Consider the following 20,763-nt stretch of genomic DNA (forward strand, 5'->3'; position numbering starts at 1 on the left):
ATTATTGGCAGAGGCGACAGGCGATCGCCCCAGGCCATGTAATTTTAGACAATGGGAAATTCAACTATGCAAGGACTTAACGACTGTCTCCGCCATAAGGTTGCGTATGTGGCGATCGGTGAATTTAAACCTGGACGGTTTGCCCAGGCCCAAACCCTTTATGAAAAAATTGTGTCCAGCTATTCAGAGGGATTCCAAGGGGCTTTTTTGCTGCAAAAAATGGGGCCAAACAGTGATCAAGGCATTGCGATGATCCTTTGGGACAATATTGAAGATATGGATAAAAATCAGACGGAACTCAGCCAAAAAATTATGGCGGAAATGAATCCTCTCTTTGCAGAACCGCCAGAAACAGATTTTTATCAGGTTTGCAGTGAGGTTCAACCATAGGGAAGGAACCCCTTCCGGCCTGCGGCCACCTTCCCCAGGGAAGGATTTATTAGCTTTCGGCGGCGAGTTGTTCGAGTTGAGCCTGTTGGTCTTGGGAGATGCAAGCCTGGAGCATATCCTCAATATCTCCTTCTAGGGCCGGGGCTAAGGAAAAGTTTTGGCCTAGGCGGTGATCTGTGACGCGATTATCTTTGTAATTGTAGGTGCGAATTTTTTCAGAACGGGCGCCGGTACCCACCTGGGATTTACGCATGGAACTGACTTCCTCTTGCTGCCGCTGGAGTTCCATTTCATAGAGCTTTGCCCGGAGAATTTGCATTGCCCGCTCTCGGTTCTGTAATTGCGATCGCTCTTCTGTACAAAAGACGCGGATTCCCGTCGGTTTGTGGAACAGGTCAACGGCCGTTTCTACTTTGTTGACGTTCTGGCCCCCAGCACCGCCAGAACGGGCGGTGGTCATCTCAATGTCCTTAGGATCAATTTCGACTTCGACATCATCAACTTCTGGCATCACAGCAATGGTTGCTGTGGAGGTGTGAACCCGCCCCCCAGCTTCGGTAACAGGTACCCGCTGGACTCGGTGGACGCCAGCTTCATACTTTAATTTGCTGTAAACTTGTTCCCCTTGAATTTCTAGGATGACGGCCTTGAAGCCCCCCATGTCGGCGGCCGATTCACTCAGGAGTTTCACCCGCCAGTTTTGACCTTCGGCATAGCGAGAATACATGCGGAGCAGATCCCCAGCCCAAATGCTTGCCTCATCGCCCCCTGTTCCGGCGCGAATTTCTAACATGATGTTCTTTTCGTCGTTGGGATCTTTGGGTAACAGCAGAATCTTCAGACGATTTTCGAGGGTATCAATGGTATTTTCGAGTTCCTCGACTTCTAAATCCGCCATTTCCTTCATTTCGGGATCTCCGGCGGATTCTTTGAGAATTTCTTTGGCACCCCGGAGTTCTTCTTGTGCTTCTTTCCACTGATTGAAGGTATTTACTGTTTCTTCGAGGGAGGAGCGAATTTTTGCCACCCGTTGTAGCTCATCGGGGTTCGTCGCAATGTCGGGATCGGCCAGGCGTCGGGTCATTTCCTGGAAGGTTTGTTCGACGGACTTTAGTTTATCGAGTAAGTATGCTTCAGCCATAATGCACAGAACGTTTTTACGCTAGGGGAAGGAAAGAGATCCCTAAAAAACAAAGGAACCCAGCAGGGGGCTGCCGGGTTGGGAAAACTCAAGGAAATACCTATTTCTGGTCGTCGGAATTGTTGCTGAGCATACCGTACTTCCGGAGGAAACGGTCTACACGACCTTCGGTATCGATAATCTTTTGAGTTCCGGTGTAGAAGGGGTGGTTACCAGACCAAATTTCAACGTTGATTTCAGGTTGGGTAGAACCAATCGTCATCACAACTTCACCGTTACAGATGACTTTGGCGTCTGGGTACCATTCGGGATGAATATCAGCTTTGGGCATGGGAATTATTCTCTAATCAATTTAGTTTAATAAAATGCATAAAGGCGATCGCCACAGTAGCCATAACGAACGCCAGACCAAATAAATTAACGCTTGGAGAACTGAGGTGCTTTGCGGGCCTTGTGTAAACCGTACTTTTTCCGTTCCTTACAGCGGGGGTCACGGGTCAAATAGCCTTCAATTTTTAAAGGCTGGCGGTTGTCTGGATCCAATTCACACAGCGCACGAGCAACACCCAGCTTCACGGCATCTGCTTGACCAGTCAAGCCACCACCATGGGCATTCACAAGAATGTCATACTCGCTTTCTAGGCCCAGGGTTTCCAGGGGAGACTTTAGCACCGCAAGGTAACCAGGAATCCGGTTGAAATAATCTTCCCCGGAGCGGTTGTTAACAACAACTTTGCCAGAACCAGGTACAAGGCGTACCCGGGCAATGGATGCCTTACGACGACCTGTTCCCCAGTAAATAGGGCGATCTTGAGTAGCAGTTGCGTTCATTAGTTATCTCCTCCGGGAATAGTATTGATGGTCAGAACTTCGGGTTGTTGGGCGGCATGGGGATGTTCAGTCCCAGCATAGACCTTTAGCTTGGTGAACAGACGACGACCGAGGGCATTTTTCGGCAGCATTCCTTTCACTGCTTTTTCGATAATGCGCTCAGGAATCCGGTCTTGCAGCTGATTAAAGGTTTCAACTTTCATCCCACCAGGACGACCGGAGTGACGACGGTAAAGCTTTTGCTCAGGCTTGCGACCCGTCACAACCACTTTTTCGGCATTCACGACAATCACAAAATCCCCAGTATCCATGTGGGGAGTGTATTCTGCTTTGTTTTTGCCCCGGAGTACTTTGGCAACTTCGCTGGCTAAACGACCCAAGCGTTGGTCAGCAGCATCGACCACGTACCATTTCTGGTCGAGGGTTTCTTGTTTCGGTAAAGGTGTCTTAATCATAAAATTTTTGCGCTAGATGACGCATAAGGAATTCAACTAATGAGTTAGTAGAAAAGTTGGCTGGGTATCAAACCAAATATGGGGTGGAAACAAAGGCTCAGGATAACCAACCCTAAGTAAACATAAGCCTTTTGCTGGGGCTGAATATTTTACAAGGTGTCGCTTCTCATTTTTCCAAATATCTTGGAATTGCGCTAAAGAAAGTTTACCTTGTCCAATGTCCACTAGCATCCCGACCAGTAGGCGAACCATCCCATACAAAAACCCATTGGCTTGAATTTCTATATGAATAAAGGAGCCTCGACGGGAACATTCTGCTGCCTGTACATTGACCCATGCATGGGATCGCTTGGAACCAGTCCGTTGAAAAGCAGCGAGGTGATGTTCACCCAATAAGGGCGTCAGGGCTGCTTGGATGAGAGTCTCATCGAGGAGGGCTTGGTAATAATGCCAAGCATAGGGCTGAATGAACAGGTTTGGGGTTGGGTGGGTATAGATGGTGTATCGATACCGCCGCCATTGGGCAGAAAATTGTGCGTGCCAATCCTGGGGAACTTCGCAAGCACCACGGATATTGATATCGGGTGGCAGGCGATCGTTGAGGATTTTGGCCCATTTATAACCAGGGATTAGGCTTTCACATTCAAAGTGGGCGAATTGTCCGGCGGCATGGACACCACTATCGGTTCGGCCGGCACCATGAATTGTGATTTTTTGGCCGACAACGGTGGAGATTGTCTCTTCAATGACGGCTTGCACTGTTCTTTCTGCTGTTTGCCGTTGCCAACCACAAAAGTGAGTGCCGATATATTGGATGACCAACGCGATGCGTTTTCTGGGGTTGGCTTGGGACATGGGCATGGACAGTTGGCAGATTAGTCTGGGTTAGACTAATTCGATAATTGCCATTTCTGCGTTGTCACCGCGACGACGAACGGTGCGCACAACGCGGCTATAACCCCCTTGGCGATCGCCATAGCGATCTTTTGCTTGGGCGAACAGGGCATGGACAAGATCTTTGTCGTACATATAGCCCAAAGCCCGACGACGGGCAGCCAAGGAACCATCTTTTGCCAAGGTGATCATGCGATCCACTTCAGAACGAACCGCCTTAGCCCGCGCTTTGGTGGTTTTTACTTGGCCATGGCGAATCAGTTGAGTGGTGAGGGCACGTAAGAGGGCCTTCCGTTGATCCGCCGGTCTCCCCAATTCGGGAACGCGACAACCGTGACGCATTTTTTCTTCCTCCCTAGGATGTAAACAGTACAGTCAATGAAAAATCAAATAAATTTAAACTTACTTCGCCGTTTTTTCTTCCGGTAAAGTAATGCCTAAACGGGTTTTGAGGGCGTCGATCACTTCTTCAGCTGATTTTTGACCAAAGTTTTTGATTTCTAGCAAATCTTCTTGGCTATAGTCTAAAAGATCAGCGACAGAGTTGATTTGCGCCCGCTTGAGACAGTTGTAAGCCCGTACCGATAGCTGTAATTCTTCGATGGGAATTTGGCTAGTGGGGTCTTCGTCCTCTTGCAACTCATCTTGGATGGCTTCGAGGGTGAGATCCTTGAGGGGATTAAACAGTTCAACGGCGATCGCCGCTGCCTGGGATAATGCTTCCTCTGGCTTAATACTGCCGTTTGTCCAGATTTCGAGAGTTAGGCGATCGCGAACCGCGTCTCCCTCACTATGGATACTATCGACGCTATAGTTCACCTTAGTGACTGGCATGAACACCGCATCAATCTGTAGAAAATCTAAAGCAGTGGCTTCGTCCCGATTCCGCTGAACGGCGCGATAGCTTTTCCCCTTCTCGATCCGAAACTCCATTTCCAGCTTTGCACCATCAGCGAGGGTCGCAATATACTGGGTCGGGTCTACGACCTCCACCTCAGAAGGCAGATCAAACTGAGCCGCAGTCACCTGACCAGGGCCAGTGGCTGTTAAGCGGCCAATCTGGGGCTGATGGGTGTAGCTCTTGAGAATGATTTCCTTCATATTGAGGATAATCTCAAGGGCATCTTCCCGCACACCAGGGATCGTCGCGAACTCATGGTTCACGCCACCAATCCGCAGCGCTGTTACGGCGGTTCCTTCTAAGTTAGACAGTAGAATTCGTCTGAGGGAATTGCCGAGGGTTGTTCCTTGACCCCGCTCTAGGGGTTCAAAGACAAACTTGCTATATTGACTTTGATTTTTGTGTGTTTTGCTTTCTACACACTCGATTTGAAACTGTGTCACGCTTTTTCTGATCTCCCGTTTTTCGCGATCTGAGCCAGGCACCAAGCCTTCAGACAAGATGGATATTTACTTGGACTGATTTTCTTGTTGTCAAGAATTCAGTCGCAGAGGATTTATACCCGTCTACGCTTGGGCGGACGACAACCATTGTGGGGAATGGGGGTAACATCGCGAATCAAGGTAATCTCCAAACCAGCGGCTTGTAGAGCACGAATCGCAGTTTCACGACCCGCACCGGGGCCACTCACCATCACTTCAATTTGGCGCATTCCTTGTTCCATTGCGCGGCGAGCTGCGTTATCAGCGGCAGTTTGGGCAGCAAAGGGAGTCCCTTTTTTGGCCCCTTTAAAACCACTTGCACCGGCAGAAGACCAGGACACGGCATCGCCTTTGGTATCGGAGATGGTAACGATTGTGTTGTTAAAGGTGGATTGAATGTGGGCAACACCGTTGGGGATATTCTTTTTAACCTTCTTAGGGCTGCCTTTCTTTTGTCGTGCCATAATTTTAATCTGTAGAAGATAGGATAAATGCGTAGCTTTGTGAGGTAAAACTCAAGGGATTAACGCGGTGCTTTCTTCTTACCGGCAACAGTGACGCGACGACCACGGCGGGTGCGGGCATTGGTCCGGGTTCTTTGACCACGTACGGGCAAACCTTGGCGATGACGACGGCCCCGGTAGGTGCCGATGTCCACCAGACGCTTGATGTTCATGGACTCTAGACGTCTGAGATCCCCTTCAACTTGGTAGTTATCGGTAACGTAAGACCGGAGCTTAAGAGCATCTTCGTCAGATAGATCCCTTACTCTGGTGTCGGGGTTTACCCCGGTGTTTGCGATGATCTCCTGGGCTCTTGATAAACCAATGCCATACACATAGGTCAGGGCAATTTCAATGCGTTTATCGCGGGGAAGATCAACACCTGCAATTCGTGCCACGATTTTTTCTCCCTAAATGAACAATTTCAATAATTTATAAGTTACGGAATAAATGCCTCAGCGACTTCTACGATTTACCCTTGACGTTGCTTGTGCTTGGGATTGGCGCAGATCACCATGACACGACCGCGACGGCGTATCACGCGACATTTATCACACATTTTTTTGACGGATGCTCGAACTTTCATAGGTTTTCAGGTTAGATTTAGCAATTTTCTATATATTGATTCTGCTATGAACCGATTGGCGATTAGCACAAAACTCCGCAAGCTTATCATCATAGCAAGTTTTTTTGCTATTGAATATAAGAAACGGATGGGATTGGCTTATTTTTTTCGGAGTCGGTAGGTGATCCGCCCTTTGGTTAAGTCGTAGGGGGTCAGTTCTACTTTGACGCGATCGCCCGGTAAAATTTTGATGTAATTCCGGCGAATTTTGCCCGAGATGTGGGCAAGCACATTAAAGCCATTGTCCAAGTCAACCCGGAACATAGCGTTGGGAAGGGACTCGGTGACGGTACCTTCCATTTCAATTAGATCTTGTTTAGACAAAACAAATAGATCTCCTAATAAATTTCATCAATCGGCATCGAATTCTAACCAGGAGTTATGAAGCGATCGCCTGCTCTAGGGCGGCGGTAACTTCTTCGAGGGAGCGATCGCCATCGACGGATTTCAGAGAACCCTGTTTTTGGTAGAAGTCAATAACTGGGGCTGTTTGCTCCCGGTAAACTTCTAAACGACGCCGAATGGTCTCCTGGTTGTCATCTTTTCTGCCACGACTTAGTAAGCGTTCTACCAATGTGGCATCGGGAACTTCCAAGTTAAGGGCAACGTCACATTGCTGCTTCAGCTCGGTGAGTAAGGTGTTGAGGAACTCGGCTTGGCTCACATTGCGCGGGAAACCATCCAAAATCCAGCCTTGCTGGGCATCCTGCTCCTGTAGTCTTTCGCGAATTAAATTCAGAATCAGACTATCGGGCACTAATTCACCACGATCCACAAATCCCTGGGCCTGTTGGCCAAGTTCTGTTTGATTGGCGATCGCCGCCCGGAGAATTTCGCCAGTAGAAATGTGGGGGATTCCACAAGACTCTGCCAAAACCTGAGCTTGAGTGCCCTTTCCAGCCCCTGGGGGCCCCAAAAAAATCAACCTTACTCCCTGAGCCATAACGCCTCTATTCCCATCCAAATTGCTTACTAAATCAACAAAGAGTTTAGATATTCCAGCTAATATCTAAACCCTGCTAAAAACACTATTGTTTAACCATGCCTTCATAACGCTGGGAAATAACATAGGTTTGAATTTGCTTGGCTGTGTCAATCGCAACCCCCACCAAGATGAGTAGGGAAGTGGCCCCAAAACCCCGTAGAGTTGTGACCCCCGTTGCCCCTTCCACAAAAGTAGGAACCGTTGCGACTAAGCCAAGGAAAATTGCCCCCAATAGGGTCAAACGATTGATCACTTTTTCGAGGTATTCACTCGTGGCCCGACCAGGACGAATGCCAGGAATACTAGACCCCATCTTTTTCAAGTTCTGGGCCATATCTACCGGATTCACGATCAAAGACGCGTAGAAATAGCTGAAAAAGAGAATCAAAGCGAGATAGACCAACACATAAGGAATTCTGCCCGGTTGTAGCAGTGTCGAAATTGTGGCGATCGCTTGACCAAAGAACCCTTCCCCTGAGCCAGCCAGACCCGCCAAAGAAGAAGGCAGCACCAGAACAGCAGAAGCGAAAATAATCGGCATTACCCCACCCTGATTGAGTCGTAGGGGCAAGTAGCTTGTGCGTTCCCGATAGAGCTTACGACCCACCTGACGACGGGCAGAAACAATCGGAATCCGGCGTGTCCCTTCCTGCACAAACACAATCCCGACAATCATGATCAGAAAAACGACCAGCAGCAAAATGACTTTAGCAATCACTGCTCGACCACCAGTCTGGGCAAATTCAATAGTATTGCCTAAAGTTCTTGGTAATACGGCCACAATGTTGACGAAAATCAACAGAGAAGCCCCATTGCCTAAACCTTTTTCGGTAATCAACTCAGAAATCCACATCACAAAGACAGAACCTGCCGTCAGTGCTAATGTGGTTTCCAACACGAAAGTAAAACCAGGATCTAAAGCATAGGGGCGCAGAATTTGCAGCGTAATCCCAAAACTTTGTAAAGCCGCCCAGCCCACCGTCACATAACGGATAATCTGGGAAATTTTACGACGCCCAGCCTCACCATCATTCTTTTGCATGTCTTCAAGGGCAGGAATTGCTGCCGTCATGAGCTGCATAATAATTGAGGCATTGATGTAGGGAAGGATCCCTAGGGCAAAAATGCCGACAGCGGAAAGACCACCACCGGCAAATACATCTAGAAAGCCCAAGAGAGGAGAATTTTGGATCCCCTCACTTAGGGCCACCCGGTCAATGCCGGGGATTGGAATAAAAACGCCAAACCGAACAAGAACCAAAAGACCAAGGGTGACAAGCAGACGACCCCGAAGGCCAGCGGCTTGTGCCATTTGCATAAAGGTTTCCTGGGCGGTTGGTGTTTTTTCGCGACTGACAACCATAGTGATGTTCTCTTCGGGAGTTTACGTAATGAACAGTTCTAAGAAGTATTAAGCAACCTTGATAAATTCTAACTTAGTGCTTTGTTCCCGAATTTTTCTAGGCTTCACAACTGCCGCCAGCCGCCTCGATTTTTGCTTTAGCGCCGTTAGAAAACGCCGCTGCAGTTACTTTGAGAGCAACGGACAATTCACCATCACCAAGAACCTTGAGGGGGCCATCGTTGGTGGTGACAATGCCTGCTGCCATTAAGCTTTCAAGGGTAACTTCTGTGTTGGCTGGCAGGTCAGCTAATTGGCCAACATTCACAATGGTGAAGTTTTTCGGATTCACGATGGTGAAGTGCTTTAGCTTCGGTACACGGCGGTAAAGGGGCATTTGTCCCCCTTCAAATCCAGCTTTTGTACCAGTACCAGAACGGGATTTTTGACCCCGCATGCCGAAGCCACAGCTTGCGCCTTGGCCAGCAGCAATGCCACGGCCGACACGGCGACGACGCTTCTTTGACCCCGCTTTGGGGGATAGATTGGATAACTTCATGGTTTTTTTGAGTAAACGTTTTACTAATGTCCTTAGCCCGCCAAATTAGGGTTAGGCATAGATCCGTTCGATAGAAACGCCACGCTCTTGGGCAACGGAGGAGAAACTCCGGAGGTTACCCAATGCATCAACGGTCGCCCGAGCATTGTTCAGGGGGCTACTAGAACCCAATTGTTTGGCGAGAATATTTTTCACACCAGCGAGTTCGAGTACAGTCCGCACAGCACCACCAGCAATTACACCGGTACCGGGAGCAGCGGGACGCATCATGACTTTTGCGCCACCCGCAACGCCATTGATCCGGTGGGTAATGGTGTTGGTTTTTGTTAAAGGAACATCGACAACGTGTTTTTTCGCATCGGAGACACCTTTGCGAACAGCACCAATGACATCTCCTGCTTTACCGACGCCAACGCCGACCTTTCCGGTCTCATTGCCAATGACAACAATGGCGCGAAAACTGAGTTTCTTACCACCCTTGACAACTTTGCTGACGCGACGGATTTGGATCACACGCTCTTGCCAGTTTGTTTCTTTTTCTTTGTTCTTTGATGATTTACGACGCTTTGCCATAATTATTTTCCTAATGATTTCATCAACAGCTTAAAAGTCCAGACCGGCTTCTCTAGCGGCATCTGCTAAGGCTTTGACACGACCATGATAAAGGTTACCGCCGCGATCAAAGACGACTTTGGTAATGCCTTTTTCGAGGGCGCGCTTGGCAATGAGATTACCGACTGCAGTGGAAGCTGAGATGTTACCACCGGATGCGAGTTCGCCCTTGAGATCTTTGTCTAGGGTAGAAGCAGCCACTAGGGTATGTTGCTTCTCATCGTCAATCACCTGGGCATAGATATGCTTGTGGGAGCGGAATACTGCTAAACGGGGGCGATCGCCAGTCCCTTCGACACGACGGCGAATACGGAAATGACGACGCTGCGTGAGTTGTTTGCGAGTTGCTTTCATCTCTACTTCTTACCTGCCTTACCAGCTTTACGTCTGATGTATTCACCTTGGTAACGGATCCCTTTACCTTTGTAGGGTTCAGGAGGTCTGACAGCACGAACTTTAGCAGCCGTGTTACCCACAACCTCTTTATCAATACCAGAGATGATCACTTGAGTATTTTTTTCACCCATAGCCGCAGTCACGCCTTCAGGCATTTGCATTTCTACAGGCTTACTGTAGCCCACATTAAGGGTGAGCTTATTTCCCTGTACCTGGGCCCGATAACCAACACCGATAATTTCGAGTTGTTTAGAGTAACCCTGGGAAACGCCTGCAATCATGTTAGCCACAAGGGTGCGGCACAAGCCATGACGTTCGCGGGCCGTCCGAGAGTTATCCACGGGGGAAACAACAACGGTGTTGTCTTCTTGGGTGACAGTTACTTTTTCGGGTAATGTCCGCTCAAGGGAACCTTTCGGGCCCTTAACCGCAACATTGGCACCATTGAGGGTAACGGTCACTTTGTCGGGGATGGGAATTGGTTTTTTACCAATACGAGACATTCGTTTTTCTCCTGATATCAACTTCAGCCACGATTACCAGACGTAGCAAAGAATTTCACCACCAATACCTTCTTTACGGGCTTGGCGATCTGTCATCACGCCTTTGGAAGTTGAAATAATCGCAATTCCAATCCCACCGAGCACGCGAGGCAAGTCTTTGTGGTTACTGTATACCCGAAGCCCCGGCTTACTTACCCGTTGAAGTTTTTGGATAATCGGTTGACGATTACGACCTTTGTACTTCAGGGAAATAACAAGGTGTTTTTCAATCCCTTCACCTGCTTCGGTGTAGTTGTCAATGAAACCTTCGTCCTTCAGCACTTCAGCAATGCTCCGGGTCATGCGAGTCATCGGGACTTTTGTGTTGTCATGCTGCACCATGCACGCATTACGGATGCGGGTGAGCATATCGGAAATGGTATCGTTAGCCGCCATTATTACCTTTAATCTCTCCTAAGATTTAGCTTTCACGGAAGGGCATACCCATTTCTCTCAGCAGCGCACGACCTTCTTCATCGGTTCTCGCGGTGGTGATGATGGAAATGTCCATTCCTCGGATTTGATCAATGGAATCGTAGTCAATTTCAGGGAAAATCAGTTGCTCACGAATCCCTAAGCTGTAGTTGCCACGTCCATCGAAACTTTTAGGGCTGATGCCACGGAAGTCGCGGATGCGGGGCAGGGCTAAGCTGATGAGACGATCCAAAAAGGAATACATTTTTTCGGAGCGCAGCGTCACCATCACGCCGACGGGCATCCCTTCACGAATCTTGAAGCCGGCGATCGCCTTTTTCGCACGGGTGATTACGGGGCGTTGACCAGTGATGGTTGAAAGTTCCTTAATGGAAGACTCCATTGCCTTGGCATTAGAAGAAGCTTCTCCGAGACCCCGGTTCACTGAAATTTTGACAAGCTTGGGCACTTCATGGACATTGCTGTACCCAAACTGCTCCGTTAATTTAGGAACAATATTGTCTTGATAAAGGGTTTTGAGTCTTTGAGACATAGATTTTACGTTTAACCTCCCTGGGCTTGGTCAGGGAAAAACTAAATGTAGATAAAAATTTCAAGAAAAGCCGATTAGTCGATCACTTCACCGGTTTTCTTTAATACACGCACTTTACGGCCATCTTCAGTCAGCTGGTAGCCAATGCGACTAGCGACTTTTTCCTTTTCGGAATAGTGCATCACATTGGAGCTGTGGATCGGTGCTTCAAAGGTTTGAATCTGACCCGACTCACCTTCCTGTTGAGGCTTGACATGCTTGGTGCGGATATTGACATCCTTGACTACGACTTTGCTGGATTTGGGCAGAGTTTTAATGACTTCGCCTACTTTGCCTTTGTCGCGACCAGAAATGACTTGAACCGTATCACCCGTTTTCACATGCATTTTGTGACGTGTGGGGGTGGAACTTTTGCGTCCTGCCATGGTTAGATGACCTCCGGTGCAAGGGAAACAATTTTGGTGAAGTTTTTATCCCGTAACTCACGGGCGACGGGACCAAAAACACGAGTGCCTTTCGGATTGCCTTCTGCATTGATAATGACAGCGGCATTGTCATCGAAACGAATACTCATACCGCTAGCACGGCGGAGTGGTTGACGCGTCCGCACGATAACGGCTCGAACGACATCAGATTTTTTGACACCCATGTTGGGAATTGCTTCTTTAACAACAGCGATGATTTGATCGCCGATGCCACCATAACGACAATTCCCTGTACTCAGAACCCGTAAGCACATCAGTTTACGAGCACCGCTATTATCGGCAACATTAAGATAGGTTTGTTGTTGAATCACGGCTTTACGGTAAGGGTAAAGAAAATAGATTAGGGTCAACAGTTAGTAAAAACTATTGGTTGAGGATTTCGGCAATAGTCCAGCGCTTGGTTTTGCTGGTGGGAGGAGTTTCGCGAATACGAACGCGATCACCAACTTTGCACTTATTTTCCTCGTCGTGGGCTTTAAAACGCTTGGTCTTAACCACGATTTTTTTGTATTTCGGGTGGGGAGAGCGGTTTTCCACAGCCACAATCACGGTTTTATCCATCTTGTCGCTGACGACCATTCCCACTCTTTCTTTCGTAGCCATACGAGATTCTGTCTCCTACTTTTACTGAGCTTGGAGTTGTCTTTGGCGCTCGACTGTCATCAACTGGGCGAGACGGTGACGAGCATGCTTGATCTCATGGGTTTTCTCCAGGCGACCAGTACCTTGTTGGAGACGGAGGTCAAACAATTGTTTCTTGACGGCAACGATTTCGTCAGCAAGCTCTTGGTCATTGAGTTTGCGAGCATCTTCAATCTTGGGTAAAGGCATGATTTAGATATACTCCTCGTTGCGGGTGATGAACTTGGTTTTAATCGGCAGCTTTTGGGCCGCAAGGCGCATGGCTTCACGGGCGATCGGCTCAGCGACACCATTCATCTCAAACATGATCCGACCGGGTTTAACCACAGCAACCCAGAATTCAGGGTTACCTTTACCAGAACCCATACGGGTTTCTGCCGGACGCATGGTGATGGGCTTATCGGGGAAAATTCGGATCCAAATCTTACCACCTCGCTTGATGTAACGGGTCATCGCACGACGGGCGGCTTCAATTTGACGGGCGGTAATCCAACTGGGTTCAACGGCTTGGAGCGCGTAGTCACCAAATTGAATGTTGTTGCCGCGATACGCCATTCCCCGCATGCGACCGCGATGCTGCTTCCGGAATTTTGTACGTTTTGGACTTAGCATTGTTTCCTAAAGGGTAAACAGTGAGGGTAGAAAATTAAATTGCCAGTAGTTGGGCAATTTATTGTTCGCTACGGTCTTCAAACTGCTGACGTCGGGATTTACGACGGGGCAGAGGGGCAGCATTAGCGGCAGAAGTTTCTTCTTGACCCGGAATAATTTCGCCTTTGAAGATCCAAACTTTAATCCCAAGAATTCCGTAAATGGTTTGGGCAGTTTTGTAAGAGTAGTCGATGTCAGCGCGGAGTGTGTGTAGGGGAACACGTCCTTCACGTACCCACTCTGTCCGGGCAATTTCTGCACCGTTTAAGCGACCACTTACTTGGATTTTGATCCCTTGAACTTCCGCTCTTTGGGCCCGTTGAACGGCTTGGCGAACAACCCGACGGAAGGATACCCGTCGCTCAAGTTGCTGAACGATATATTCAGCGATGAGGGCGGCGTCGGCGTCAACGCGGTTAACTTCGACAACGTTGATGCGGATTTGGCGCTGATCGCCAAGGACATCCTGGAGACCCGTTCTGAGGGCTTCGATGCCAGAACCACCACGGCCAACGACAACACCGGGCCGGGCAGTGTGAATCTCTAGGTCAACTTGATCGGCTTTACGCTCGATCAAAACTTTGGAGATACCAGCATTATTGAGGTTTGCATCAATGTGCTGGCGGATTTTGTAGTCTTCCTGCACGAGGGCAGGGTATTGTTTGGGGTCGGCGTACCAACGGGAGAGGTGCTCTTTTGTAATCCCCAAACGGAAACCAACTGGATGAATTTTCTGTCCCACGGTTTGTTCCTTTTGATGTTTACGATCTACGACAGGTTAGGAGTACTATTCGGCAGCACCAGGGGCCACAGCAACGGTGATGTGACAGGTGGGCTTACGAATTTGATAAGCACGTCCTTGGGCCCGGGGGCGGAACCGCTTCAACACGGGGCCAGCATCAGCAAAGGCTGCACTAACAACGAGATCGGCGGGGTCTAACCCTTCGTTATGTTCCGCATTAGCAACGGCAGATCGTAAAACCTTCAGTACAGGTTCACAAGCGCGATAGGGCATAAATTCGAGAATGATCAAGGCTTCGCGGTAGCTACGGCCACGAATCTGATCGAGGACTCGTCTGACCTTGATCGGAGACATCCGAATATAGCGGGCGATCGCCTTGACTTCAGTTTGAGTATCGATAGTCATTGTTTTCTTTAACCCTTATCGACGTGCTTTCTTATCACTCTTGGCATGGCCCTTGAAGGTCCGTGTGGGGGCAAATTCTCCCAGCTTGTGACCTACCATTTGCTCAGACACAAAAACAGGCACATGTTGGCGACCGTTGTGAACGGCGATCGTGTGACCCACCATCTGAGGCAAAATTGTCGATGCCCGTGACCAAGTTTTAATCACTTGTTTATCACCGGAAGCATTAAGCTTCTCGATTTTTTTTAGGAGGCTGTCCGCAATGAACGGACCCTTTTTCAGTGAACGACCCATAGTTTCTTACAGCGTGTAATGAACAAAAATAGATAATTAACGGCGACGGCGCACAATCAAAGAGCTACTTTGCTTCTTCTTCTTGCGAGTCTTCTTACCGAGGGCAGGTTTACCCCAAGGCGTCACAGGACCACTGCGACCAATGGGTGCTCTACCCTCACCACCACCATGGGGGTGATCTACCGGGTTCATAACACTACCGCGGACTTGGGGCCGACGTCCCAGGTGACGGGTTCTCCCCGCTTTCCCAAGCTTCAGGTTCCGAGCTTCGGCGTTGCCCACTTTGCCAATGGTGGCGTAGCACTCTTTGCGAACCATCCGGACTTCCTTGGAAGGCAGCTTGATGGTGACATAATCACCTTCTTTAGCGACCAATTGGGCAAAAGCACCCGCAGAACGAACCATCTGGCCACCACGACCAGCGTAAAGCTCGATATTGTGGATTTCAGTACCAAGGGGGATTTTGTAGAGCGGTAAAGCATTGCCGATTTCGTAGGGCGCTTCTTCCCCAGCGATAATCGTGTCACCGACGCCAAGGCCAGCTGGTTGCAGGATATAGCGTTTTTCGCCATCTTCGTACTGCACCAGGGCGATGCGAGCATTCCGGTTTGGATCGTACTCAATCGCAATCACCTGGGCGGTCATATCCCGCTTGTCGCGGCGAAAATCGATCAGACGATAAAGGCGCTTGTGGCCACCACCCCGGTGACGACAAGTGATCACACCACGGTTGTTACGGCCTTTTTTGCGGTGTTTGTATTTGGTAAGAGATTTTTCCGGTTTGGATTTGGTAATCTCCGAAAAGTCAGAGACCGTAGCCTGACGAGTTCCCGGAGTATATGGTCTAAATGAACGAATACCCATGATTTATTCAAGTGAATGACGACTATACTTCTGGGAACAATGTGATTGTATCCCCTTCTGCCAAGGTGATGACTGCCCGCTTGTACTGGGGTTTGAAGCCCATAAAGCGACCGACGCGCTTTTTCTTGCGGGGTGGCCGACTGGTGTTGACCTTAACAACTTTGACTTCAAACAGAGTTTCAATGGCTGCTTTGATGTCGGTTTTTGTTGCTTTGAGGGCAACATCAAACACATATTTGTTGTCTTCAAGCAGAATTGTCGCCTTTTCACTAACAATGGGCTTGAGAATTAGATCAGCGAGGTCACGGGTTGGCACCCGGCTCGCGGTAGGCATTCTACTAGTCATTGTAAACCTCCTGGATTTTAGCCAGTGCTTCGGAGGTGACTACGATTTTGCCAGCGTTAAGAATATCAAAAATATTCAAACCATCGGCAGGAACCATTTTCACAGAAGCAATGTTGCGGGCAGAGAGATATACGTTGTCAGTCATCTCAGCAAGTACAAGGAGTACTTTTTCTCCGGATGCGACGCCCCAGCGGGTCATGGCATTGACCAACTCTTTGGTTTTGGGAGCGGCAAATTGCTCGGCAAAGTTTTCAACGACGATGAGATCTCCGTTCCGGCTGTGGAAAGCGGTACGAAGTGCTAAACGACGCTCTTTGCGGTTCATTTTAAGGTTGTACTCTTTGGGTTTGGGGCCAAAGATGACACCGCCACCTTTCCATAATGGGGAACGGATTGAACCAGCTCTTGCCCGGCCAGTTCCTTTTTGACGCCAAGGTTTGCGTCCACCCCCACGGACTTCTGCACGGGTTTTCGTGGAAGAAGTTCCCTGACGTGCGTTATTTAGCTGACGTACAAGGGCGCGGTGGACAATATGTGCGGCATTTTCTTCTTTGGCAACTTTGAAGTCGAGGTTGGCCTGGCCAACTTCTTCTCCTTGCCAATTTTTTACTGCGCAGTTAACCATAGTGATGAAGTATCGGATTATCGGTTATCAGCTAATGAAATAAATAAAGCTGTGGTTTTTCGTAAAGGGGTTGCAAATGGCGATCGCCACGCAAGCCCAATTACTTTTGGCCCACAATATTGCTCGGAGCAATACTTAATAAATTGCCGGCTTTGCCAGGAATTGCACCTTTGATCAGCAATAAATTCTTTTCTTCGTCAACGCGAACAACTTCGAGTTTACGGACGGTGATCTTGGTTCCACCATAACGACCCGCCATGCGCTTACCGGGATAAACGCGACCGGGAGTCGTCCCTGCGCCGGTAGAACCGGGGAGACGGTGGTTCTTAGAACCATGGGTCATGTTGCCTCGCTTAAAGTTATGGCGTTTTTGATAACCAGCGAAACCACGACCAATGGTATTTCCAGAAACATCGACAACTTGGCCGGCCTCAAAAATATTTGCGGTGATCGCTTGGCCAAGTTCATAGCCAGAAACGTCATCGAGGCGATATTCCTTGAGGTGGCGGAGGGGGGCAGCATCTGCTTTTTTGAGATGCCCCAGTTGAGGCTTCGTTAAGTTCTTTTCCTTAACGTCTCCGTAGCCGATTTGCACGGAGGTGTAGCCATCTGTTTCGGAGGTTTTGATTTGGGTGACGGTACAGGGCCCTGCTTGGACAACGGTAACAGGAATCGCAGTTCCAGTTTCGTTATCAAAGATTTGGGTCATACCGAGTTTAGTACCGAGGATACCGAGTGACACGGAACAGAGACCTCTATCTACTAATAGACAACATTAAAAGGTGAGTAGAAATAATATGAACCGCTCCCGAAGGAGTTGTGGTTCTTGTCTTCTACTCTTGGATATTCAGAGTGTTTTATGGCTCTGAAAGGTTTTTGCCTACAGGTAGGTGTACTACGTTTTACCCAAGACTTAAAGCGCTTGCTTCAGTATCTTGCTGTAACTGCAGGAGGGGGGCTGTCGCTTGGGGCGATCGCCTAAAAATTGTGACCGGAAAATGCAGCCTGAGGGAAGCCTGTTTCTGGGTTGAACCGATGCGACGAACAAGGGGGCAGGGGTTCTATGCTTCGTCAGGAAACTTCGTATAACTGGTTACATTTAGCCACAAGCGAGCATTATAAGCGGAGAAAGTGAGCCTTGGCAAGGGGCGTATCAGAAAAACATGACAGTTCTTAATTCTTGAGACAGAGATTGACGCTTTGAAGGAGATTTTTGGGAGTTCAAGGAACCAGGGGCGATCGCCAATGCTGTCTAGGATCGGGGCCAGCATAAAGTGTTACGATTGCCACAGAACGAAGAAAAGTGATCATAAACAAAAGGACAACACGCAATAATGCAAGAACATATTCAGTCGATTTCTTTCGATGGGCGAGAAATTCGACTAAAAACAGGTTTGTTTGCGCCTCAGGCCGGCGGGTCAGTTTTAATTGAATCAGGAGATACAGCGGTTTTAGTCAGTGCAACGACAGCCCCTGGCAGACAAGGAATTGACTTTCTACCTTTGCTGGTAGATTACGAAGAACGGTTATACGCAGCAGGACGAATTCCCGGTGGTTATCTAAGAAGAGAAGGCCGACCCCCAGAACGGGCAACGCTCATTTCGCGCCTCATTGACCGACCGATGCGCCCGCTATTTCCCCAGTGGTTGCGGGACGATATTCAGATTGTCGCCACAACGCTCTCCCTCGATGAAGAGGTGCCGCCGGATGTTCTCGCTGTGACGGGGGCTTCTGTGGCCACATTGCTCGCGGGTTTACCTTTCTACGGGCCGATGGCTGCCGTCCGGGTTGGTCTGGTGGGGGATGATTTTATCCTCAATCCCACCTACCGAGAAATGATGAATGGGGATTTAGACCTCGTGGTTGCTGGCACCCCCGACGGTGTGATCATGGTTGAGGCCGGAGCCAATCAGTTGCCAGAAGCGGACATGATCGAGGCGATTGATTTCGCCTACGAGGCGATCCAAGAGTTGATCGAAGCCCAACGCGCGCTGATGAAGGAACTTGGCGTTGAAATGGTTAGCGCTGAGCCACCTGCTAAGGATGAGGAACTCGAAAAATTCATTGGCGATCGCGCCACGGACAAGATCAAAAAAGTCTTGAGTCAATTTGATCTCGATAAAAATGGTCGCGATGCCGCCCTCGATGAAATCAAAGCAACAGAAATCATTGAGGCCATTGAAGCTCTGCCGGAAGATGCACCACTGCGGCTGAAAACCACAGAAGAACCCAAGCTCATTGATAACACTTTCAAGGCGCTGACGAAAAAGCTGATGCGGAGCCAAATCGTCGAAGATGGGGTTCGGGTTGATGGTCGTAAATTGGATCAAGTGCGCCCCATTTCCTGTCGCACTGCTGTGTTACCGAGAGCCGTCCATGGTAGCGGTTTATTTAACCGAGGTCTGACCCAGGTTTTATCCATTGCCACCCTCGGAACGCCCGGTGATGCCCAAGAGATGGACGATTTACATCCCTCCGACGAAAAGCGCTACTTGCACCATTACAATTTCCCCCCCTACTCCGTGGGTGAAACTCGCCCAATGCGATCGCCTGGCCGTCGGGAGATTGGTCACGGGGCCTTAGCCGAACGCGCCCTTTTACCCGTATTGCCGCCGAAGGATGAATTTCCCTATGTCATTCGGGTCGTTTCTGAAGTCTTATCTTCCAACGGCTCTACCTCTATGGGCTCTGTCTGTGGCTCTACCCTGGCCTTGATGGACGCTGGGGTACCCATTGCAAAGCCCGTGAGTGGTGCCGCGATGGGGCTGATCAAAGAAGGAAAAGAAGTCCGTATCCTCACCGATATCCAAGGGATTGAAGACTTCCTCGGCGACATGGACTTTAAGGTTGCCGGGACAGCTGACGGAATTACCGCCCTCCAGATGGATATGAAGATCACTGGCCTGGCCGTTGAGGTGGTCGCAGAAGCGATTAAGCAAGCTTTGCCCGCTCGCCTCCATATCCTTGAAAAGATGACCGATGTCATTGCCGAGCCGAAGGAATTGTCCCCAGCCGCTCCCCGTCTGCTCACCATTAAGATTGATCCTGATTTAATTGGGATGGTCATTGGCCCTGGTGGCAAAACCATTAAAGGGATTACCGAGCAAACCCGTGCCAAGGTGGATATTGCCGATGACGGTACCGTAACGATTGCCTCCTCTGAGTCGGAAAATGCCGAGAAAGCCAAGCGCCTAATCGTAAACATGACTCGCAAGCTCAACGAAGGGGATGTGTATTTCGGTAAAGTCACCCGTATTATTCAAATTGGTGCCTTTGTGGAAATTATGCCGGGGAAAGAGGGCATGATTCACATTTCGCAACTGGCAGAAGGTCGCGTAGGCAAAGTCGAAGATGAAGTTGCTGTCGGTGATGAAGTAGTGGTTAAAGTGCGCGAAATTGATAATAAAGGACGCATTAATCTCACCCGCCTAGGGATCCATCCTGATGAAGCAGCCGCCGCTCGGGTTGCTGCTCAATAAAAATATAAAACATCACGATTTTTCGGTGTTGTAATTTAATGTAATTTCCCCCAAGTCACTTGGGGGATTTTTTTGTTTGGCACCAGAATTTATCGTCGTCAAACGGTCGAAGGAATAGCCTAACTGATCAAATTGTTTCAAGGTAAGAAATTTTCAACAAAAGATTAAGATTAGACTTTAAGAAACTGTGATTTTCAGGGAAGCTAAATTAGATACAAGCTGGTTTGCTAGAAACTGCCACACTCGAGGGTAACCATCGCGATCGCTTTAAAGTTATTCAGGGTGTGGATCGTCCCCACGCTGCACCTCAATTTTCTCAAACCCCTTTTCAACGGGTGACAACTGGGTCGATCTTTTTTTCAATCACCATTGTGATTGCGATCTGCGGCTACATGCTGTTCGGTTGGACGGCCCTAGAATCGTTTTATATGGTCGTGATCACGGTGTTTGGGGTGGGATATGGAGAAGTCAAACCCCTGGAGACGCTGCCGGAAAAACTGTTTACGATTTTTGTCATCTTAGCGGGGACATCAGCGGCCATCATTGACTTCAAAAAAAGATCTGGATATGATTTAAGGCGTTATCATTGTGTAGATTAATCAATT

At 49.0% G+C, this 20,763-nt stretch carries 34 protein-coding genes; 3 read left to right on the forward strand and 31 right to left on the reverse strand.

Features of this window, described 5'->3' with window-relative positions; translation table 11 throughout:
• Positions 1–66 precede the first annotated feature (66 nt).
• Positions 67–390 (forward strand): hypothetical protein, encoded by a 324-nt coding sequence (locus AWQ22_RS05300; RefSeq protein WP_030006180.1) that lies wholly within the window; start codon positions 67–69, stop codon positions 388–390.
• 49 nt (positions 391–439) lie between these two features.
• Here AWQ22_RS05300 and prfA read toward each other — a convergent pair whose 3' ends face one another.
• The 31 genes from prfA to rplC form a co-directional block, all read right to left on the reverse strand.
• On the reverse strand, positions 440–1,531 hold the full coding sequence (prfA, locus tag AWQ22_RS05305; RefSeq protein WP_065710416.1) for a peptide chain release factor 1: 1,092 nt from the start codon (positions 1,529–1,531) through the stop codon (positions 440–442).
• Between the two features lie 100 nt (positions 1,532–1,631).
• On the reverse strand, positions 1,632–1,862 hold the full coding sequence (gene rpmE / locus AWQ22_RS05310) for a 50S ribosomal protein L31 (RefSeq protein ID WP_012306663.1): 231 nt from the start codon (positions 1,860–1,862) through the stop codon (positions 1,632–1,634).
• Positions 1,863–1,948: 86 nt separating this feature from the next.
• Positions 1,949–2,362 (reverse strand): 30S ribosomal protein S9, encoded by a 414-nt coding sequence (rpsI, locus tag AWQ22_RS05315; protein ID WP_012306664.1) that lies wholly within the window; start codon positions 2,360–2,362, stop codon positions 1,949–1,951.
• Entirely contained in the window at positions 2,362–2,817 is a 456-nt protein-coding gene (gene rplM, locus AWQ22_RS05320) for a 50S ribosomal protein L13 (protein WP_012306665.1), read from the reverse strand. Before rplM ends, rpsI begins: the two co-directional genes overlap by 1 nt.
• Before the next feature lie 36 nt (positions 2,818–2,853).
• Positions 2,854–3,678, reverse strand: a complete 825-nt coding sequence (gene truA, locus AWQ22_RS05325; RefSeq protein WP_065710417.1) for a tRNA pseudouridine(38-40) synthase TruA — start codon at positions 3,676–3,678, stop codon at positions 2,854–2,856.
• A 24-nt stretch (positions 3,679–3,702) separates the two neighbouring features.
• On the reverse strand, positions 3,703–4,053 hold the full coding sequence (gene rplQ / locus AWQ22_RS05330; protein WP_012306667.1) for a 50S ribosomal protein L17: 351 nt from the start codon (positions 4,051–4,053) through the stop codon (positions 3,703–3,705).
• 60 nt (positions 4,054–4,113) lie between these two features.
• Positions 4,114–5,055, reverse strand: coding sequence for a DNA-directed RNA polymerase subunit alpha (locus AWQ22_RS05335; RefSeq protein WP_012306668.1), 942 nt, complete (start codon positions 5,053–5,055; stop codon positions 4,114–4,116).
• A 113-nt stretch (positions 5,056–5,168) separates the two neighbouring features.
• Entirely contained in the window at positions 5,169–5,558 is a 390-nt protein-coding gene (gene rpsK, locus AWQ22_RS05340; protein ID WP_012306669.1) for a 30S ribosomal protein S11, read from the reverse strand.
• A 59-nt stretch (positions 5,559–5,617) separates the two neighbouring features.
• A complete protein-coding gene (gene rpsM / locus AWQ22_RS05345) occupies positions 5,618–5,995 on the reverse strand; it encodes a 30S ribosomal protein S13 (protein ID WP_012306670.1) in 378 nt (125 codons plus the stop codon).
• 74 nt (positions 5,996–6,069) lie between these two features.
• Positions 6,070–6,183, reverse strand: a complete 114-nt coding sequence (gene rpmJ, locus AWQ22_RS16345; RefSeq protein WP_071819462.1) for a 50S ribosomal protein L36 — start codon at positions 6,181–6,183, stop codon at positions 6,070–6,072.
• Positions 6,184–6,321: 138 nt separating this feature from the next.
• Positions 6,322–6,546 carry a translation initiation factor IF-1 gene (gene infA, locus AWQ22_RS05350; protein WP_006276978.1) on the reverse strand — a complete coding sequence of 75 codons (225 nt, stop codon included), beginning with the start codon at positions 6,544–6,546 and terminating at the stop codon, positions 6,322–6,324.
• Positions 6,547–6,601: 55 nt separating this feature from the next.
• Complete coding sequence (locus AWQ22_RS05355) at positions 6,602–7,165, reverse strand: adenylate kinase (protein WP_012306671.1); 564 nt, start codon at positions 7,163–7,165, stop codon at positions 6,602–6,604.
• Positions 7,166–7,250: 85 nt separating this feature from the next.
• Entirely contained in the window at positions 7,251–8,570 is a 1,320-nt protein-coding gene (gene secY, locus AWQ22_RS05360; RefSeq protein WP_012306672.1) for a preprotein translocase subunit SecY, read from the reverse strand.
• A gap of 97 nt (positions 8,571–8,667) precedes the next feature.
• Complete coding sequence (rplO, locus tag AWQ22_RS05365; protein ID WP_030006184.1) at positions 8,668–9,108, reverse strand: 50S ribosomal protein L15; 441 nt, start codon at positions 9,106–9,108, stop codon at positions 8,668–8,670.
• 51 nt (positions 9,109–9,159) lie between these two features.
• The gene (gene rpsE / locus AWQ22_RS05370) at positions 9,160–9,681 is read right to left on the reverse strand and encodes a 30S ribosomal protein S5 (RefSeq protein WP_012306674.1); all 522 of its coding nucleotides are present in this window, start codon (positions 9,679–9,681) and stop codon (positions 9,160–9,162) included.
• Between the two features lie 30 nt (positions 9,682–9,711).
• On the reverse strand, positions 9,712–10,074 hold the full coding sequence (gene rplR, locus AWQ22_RS05375; RefSeq protein WP_012306675.1) for a 50S ribosomal protein L18: 363 nt from the start codon (positions 10,072–10,074) through the stop codon (positions 9,712–9,714).
• Positions 10,075–10,076: 2 nt separating this feature from the next.
• Complete coding sequence (rplF, locus tag AWQ22_RS05380; RefSeq protein ID WP_065710418.1) at positions 10,077–10,619, reverse strand: 50S ribosomal protein L6; 543 nt, start codon at positions 10,617–10,619, stop codon at positions 10,077–10,079.
• A gap of 33 nt (positions 10,620–10,652) precedes the next feature.
• A complete protein-coding gene (gene rpsH, locus AWQ22_RS05385) occupies positions 10,653–11,054 on the reverse strand; it encodes a 30S ribosomal protein S8 (protein ID WP_030006186.1) in 402 nt (133 codons plus the stop codon).
• A gap of 25 nt (positions 11,055–11,079) precedes the next feature.
• Entirely contained in the window at positions 11,080–11,625 is a 546-nt protein-coding gene (gene rplE / locus AWQ22_RS05390) for a 50S ribosomal protein L5 (RefSeq protein ID WP_030006187.1), read from the reverse strand.
• Between the two features lie 74 nt (positions 11,626–11,699).
• Positions 11,700–12,050 (reverse strand): 50S ribosomal protein L24, encoded by a 351-nt coding sequence (rplX, locus tag AWQ22_RS05395; protein WP_012306679.1) that lies wholly within the window; start codon positions 12,048–12,050, stop codon positions 11,700–11,702.
• Positions 12,051–12,052: 2 nt separating this feature from the next.
• Positions 12,053–12,421, reverse strand: coding sequence for a 50S ribosomal protein L14 (gene rplN / locus AWQ22_RS05400; protein ID WP_012306680.1), 369 nt, complete (start codon positions 12,419–12,421; stop codon positions 12,053–12,055).
• Between the two features lie 52 nt (positions 12,422–12,473).
• A complete protein-coding gene (rpsQ, locus tag AWQ22_RS05405) occupies positions 12,474–12,713 on the reverse strand; it encodes a 30S ribosomal protein S17 (protein ID WP_012306681.1) in 240 nt (79 codons plus the stop codon).
• 21 nt (positions 12,714–12,734) lie between these two features.
• The gene (gene rpmC, locus AWQ22_RS05410) at positions 12,735–12,941 is read right to left on the reverse strand and encodes a 50S ribosomal protein L29 (protein ID WP_030006188.1); all 207 of its coding nucleotides are present in this window, start codon (positions 12,939–12,941) and stop codon (positions 12,735–12,737) included.
• 3 nt (positions 12,942–12,944) lie between these two features.
• Positions 12,945–13,364 carry a 50S ribosomal protein L16 gene (rplP, locus tag AWQ22_RS05415; protein ID WP_012306683.1) on the reverse strand — a complete coding sequence of 140 codons (420 nt, stop codon included), beginning with the start codon at positions 13,362–13,364 and terminating at the stop codon, positions 12,945–12,947.
• A 58-nt stretch (positions 13,365–13,422) separates the two neighbouring features.
• Positions 13,423–14,145, reverse strand: a complete 723-nt coding sequence (gene rpsC, locus AWQ22_RS05420) for a 30S ribosomal protein S3 (RefSeq protein ID WP_012306684.1) — start codon at positions 14,143–14,145, stop codon at positions 13,423–13,425.
• 45 nt (positions 14,146–14,190) lie between these two features.
• Positions 14,191–14,550, reverse strand: coding sequence for a 50S ribosomal protein L22 (gene rplV / locus AWQ22_RS05425; RefSeq protein ID WP_030006189.1), 360 nt, complete (start codon positions 14,548–14,550; stop codon positions 14,191–14,193).
• Between the two features lie 15 nt (positions 14,551–14,565).
• Positions 14,566–14,844: a 30S ribosomal protein S19 gene (gene rpsS, locus AWQ22_RS05430; RefSeq protein ID WP_012306686.1), complete on the reverse strand. Its 279-nt coding sequence runs from the start codon at positions 14,842–14,844 to the stop codon at positions 14,566–14,568.
• A gap of 36 nt (positions 14,845–14,880) precedes the next feature.
• Positions 14,881–15,708: a 50S ribosomal protein L2 gene (rplB, locus tag AWQ22_RS05435; RefSeq protein WP_030006190.1), complete on the reverse strand. Its 828-nt coding sequence runs from the start codon at positions 15,706–15,708 to the stop codon at positions 14,881–14,883.
• Between the two features lie 22 nt (positions 15,709–15,730).
• Complete coding sequence (locus tag AWQ22_RS05440; protein WP_030006191.1) at positions 15,731–16,042, reverse strand: 50S ribosomal protein L23; 312 nt, start codon at positions 16,040–16,042, stop codon at positions 15,731–15,733.
• 4 nt (positions 16,043–16,046) lie between these two features.
• Positions 16,047–16,679: a 50S ribosomal protein L4 gene (gene rplD, locus AWQ22_RS05445; RefSeq protein ID WP_062433288.1), complete on the reverse strand. Its 633-nt coding sequence runs from the start codon at positions 16,677–16,679 to the stop codon at positions 16,047–16,049.
• Positions 16,680–16,779: 100 nt separating this feature from the next.
• Positions 16,780–17,421, reverse strand: coding sequence for a 50S ribosomal protein L3 (gene rplC, locus AWQ22_RS05450; protein WP_012306690.1), 642 nt, complete (start codon positions 17,419–17,421; stop codon positions 16,780–16,782).
• 592 nt (positions 17,422–18,013) lie between these two features.
• Here rplC and AWQ22_RS05455 point away from each other — a divergent pair.
• Together AWQ22_RS05455 and AWQ22_RS05460 are read left to right on the forward strand one after the other, a co-directional pair.
• Positions 18,014–20,158 (forward strand): polyribonucleotide nucleotidyltransferase, encoded by a 2,145-nt coding sequence (locus tag AWQ22_RS05455; RefSeq protein ID WP_062433293.1) that lies wholly within the window; start codon positions 18,014–18,016, stop codon positions 20,156–20,158.
• 224 nt (positions 20,159–20,382) lie between these two features.
• A complete protein-coding gene (locus AWQ22_RS05460; protein ID WP_065710419.1) occupies positions 20,383–20,757 on the forward strand; it encodes a potassium channel family protein in 375 nt (124 codons plus the stop codon).
• The last annotated feature ends 6 nt before the right edge of the window (positions 20,758–20,763 follow it).

The sequence above is a fragment of the Picosynechococcus sp. PCC 7117 genome, assembly GCF_001693275.1.
In the GTDB taxonomy this organism is placed as follows: domain Bacteria; phylum Cyanobacteriota; class Cyanobacteriia; order Cyanobacteriales; family MRBY01; genus MRBY01.

Bases quoted from the DNA above. Each gene is read 5' to 3' on its own strand.
- rpmJ (WP_071819462.1), bottom strand. From the start codon at position 6,183: ATGAAAGTTCGAGCATCCGTCAAAAAAATGTGTGATAAATGTCGCGTG.
- AWQ22_RS05455 (WP_062433293.1), top strand. From the start codon at position 18,014: ATGCAAGAACATATTCAGTCGATTTCTTTCGATGGGCGAGAAATTCGA.
- rpsH (WP_030006186.1), bottom strand. From the start codon at position 11,054: ATGGCGGCTAACGATACCATTTCCGATATGCTCACCCGCATCCGTAAT.
- rplQ (WP_012306667.1), bottom strand. From the start codon at position 4,053: ATGCGTCACGGTTGTCGCGTTCCCGAATTGGGGAGACCGGCGGATCAA.
- rpmC (WP_030006188.1), bottom strand. From the start codon at position 12,941: ATGCCTTTACCCAAGATTGAAGATGCTCGCAAACTCAATGACCAAGAG.
- rpsQ (WP_012306681.1), bottom strand. From the start codon at position 12,713: ATGGCTACGAAAGAAAGAGTGGGAATGGTCGTCAGCGACAAGATGGAT.
- rpsK (WP_012306669.1), bottom strand. From the start codon at position 5,558: ATGGCACGACAAAAGAAAGGCAGCCCTAAGAAGGTTAAAAAGAATATC.
- AWQ22_RS05355 (WP_012306671.1), bottom strand. From the start codon at position 7,165: ATGGCTCAGGGAGTAAGGTTGATTTTTTTGGGGCCCCCAGGGGCTGGA.
- rplV (WP_030006189.1), bottom strand. From the start codon at position 14,550: ATGACTATCGATACTCAAACTGAAGTCAAGGCGATCGCCCGCTATATT.
- rplE (WP_030006187.1), bottom strand. From the start codon at position 11,625: ATGTCTCAAAGACTCAAAACCCTTTATCAAGACAATATTGTTCCTAAA.
- rplX (WP_012306679.1), bottom strand. From the start codon at position 12,050: ATGGCAGGACGCAAAAGTTCCACCCCCACACGTCACAAAATGCATGTG.
- rplD (WP_062433288.1), bottom strand. From the start codon at position 16,679: ATGGTTAACTGCGCAGTAAAAAATTGGCAAGGAGAAGAAGTTGGCCAG.
- AWQ22_RS05300 (WP_030006180.1), top strand. From the start codon at position 67: ATGCAAGGACTTAACGACTGTCTCCGCCATAAGGTTGCGTATGTGGCG.
- rplM (WP_012306665.1), bottom strand. From the start codon at position 2,817: ATGATTAAGACACCTTTACCGAAACAAGAAACCCTCGACCAGAAATGG.
- AWQ22_RS05440 (WP_030006191.1), bottom strand. From the start codon at position 16,042: ATGCCTACCGCGAGCCGGGTGCCAACCCGTGACCTCGCTGATCTAATT.
- truA (WP_065710417.1), bottom strand. From the start codon at position 3,678: ATGCCCATGTCCCAAGCCAACCCCAGAAAACGCATCGCGTTGGTCATC.
- rplB (WP_030006190.1), bottom strand. From the start codon at position 15,708: ATGGGTATTCGTTCATTTAGACCATATACTCCGGGAACTCGTCAGGCT.
- rplR (WP_012306675.1), bottom strand. From the start codon at position 10,074: ATGAAAGCAACTCGCAAACAACTCACGCAGCGTCGTCATTTCCGTATT.
- rpsS (WP_012306686.1), bottom strand. From the start codon at position 14,844: ATGGGTCGTTCACTGAAAAAGGGTCCGTTCATTGCGGACAGCCTCCTA.
- prfA (WP_065710416.1), bottom strand. From the start codon at position 1,531: ATGGCTGAAGCATACTTACTCGATAAACTAAAGTCCGTCGAACAAACC.
- rplP (WP_012306683.1), bottom strand. From the start codon at position 13,364: ATGCTAAGTCCAAAACGTACAAAATTCCGGAAGCAGCATCGCGGTCGC.
- rpsE (WP_012306674.1), bottom strand. From the start codon at position 9,681: ATGGCAAAGCGTCGTAAATCATCAAAGAACAAAGAAAAAGAAACAAAC.
- rpsI (WP_012306664.1), bottom strand. From the start codon at position 2,362: ATGAACGCAACTGCTACTCAAGATCGCCCTATTTACTGGGGAACAGGT.
- rpmE (WP_012306663.1), bottom strand. From the start codon at position 1,862: ATGCCCAAAGCTGATATTCATCCCGAATGGTACCCAGACGCCAAAGTC.
- rplF (WP_065710418.1), bottom strand. From the start codon at position 10,619: ATGTCTCGTATTGGTAAAAAACCAATTCCCATCCCCGACAAAGTGACC.
- secY (WP_012306672.1), bottom strand. From the start codon at position 8,570: ATGGTTGTCAGTCGCGAAAAAACACCAACCGCCCAGGAAACCTTTATG.
- rplO (WP_030006184.1), bottom strand. From the start codon at position 9,108: ATGAAGTTATCCAATCTATCCCCCAAAGCGGGGTCAAAGAAGCGTCGT.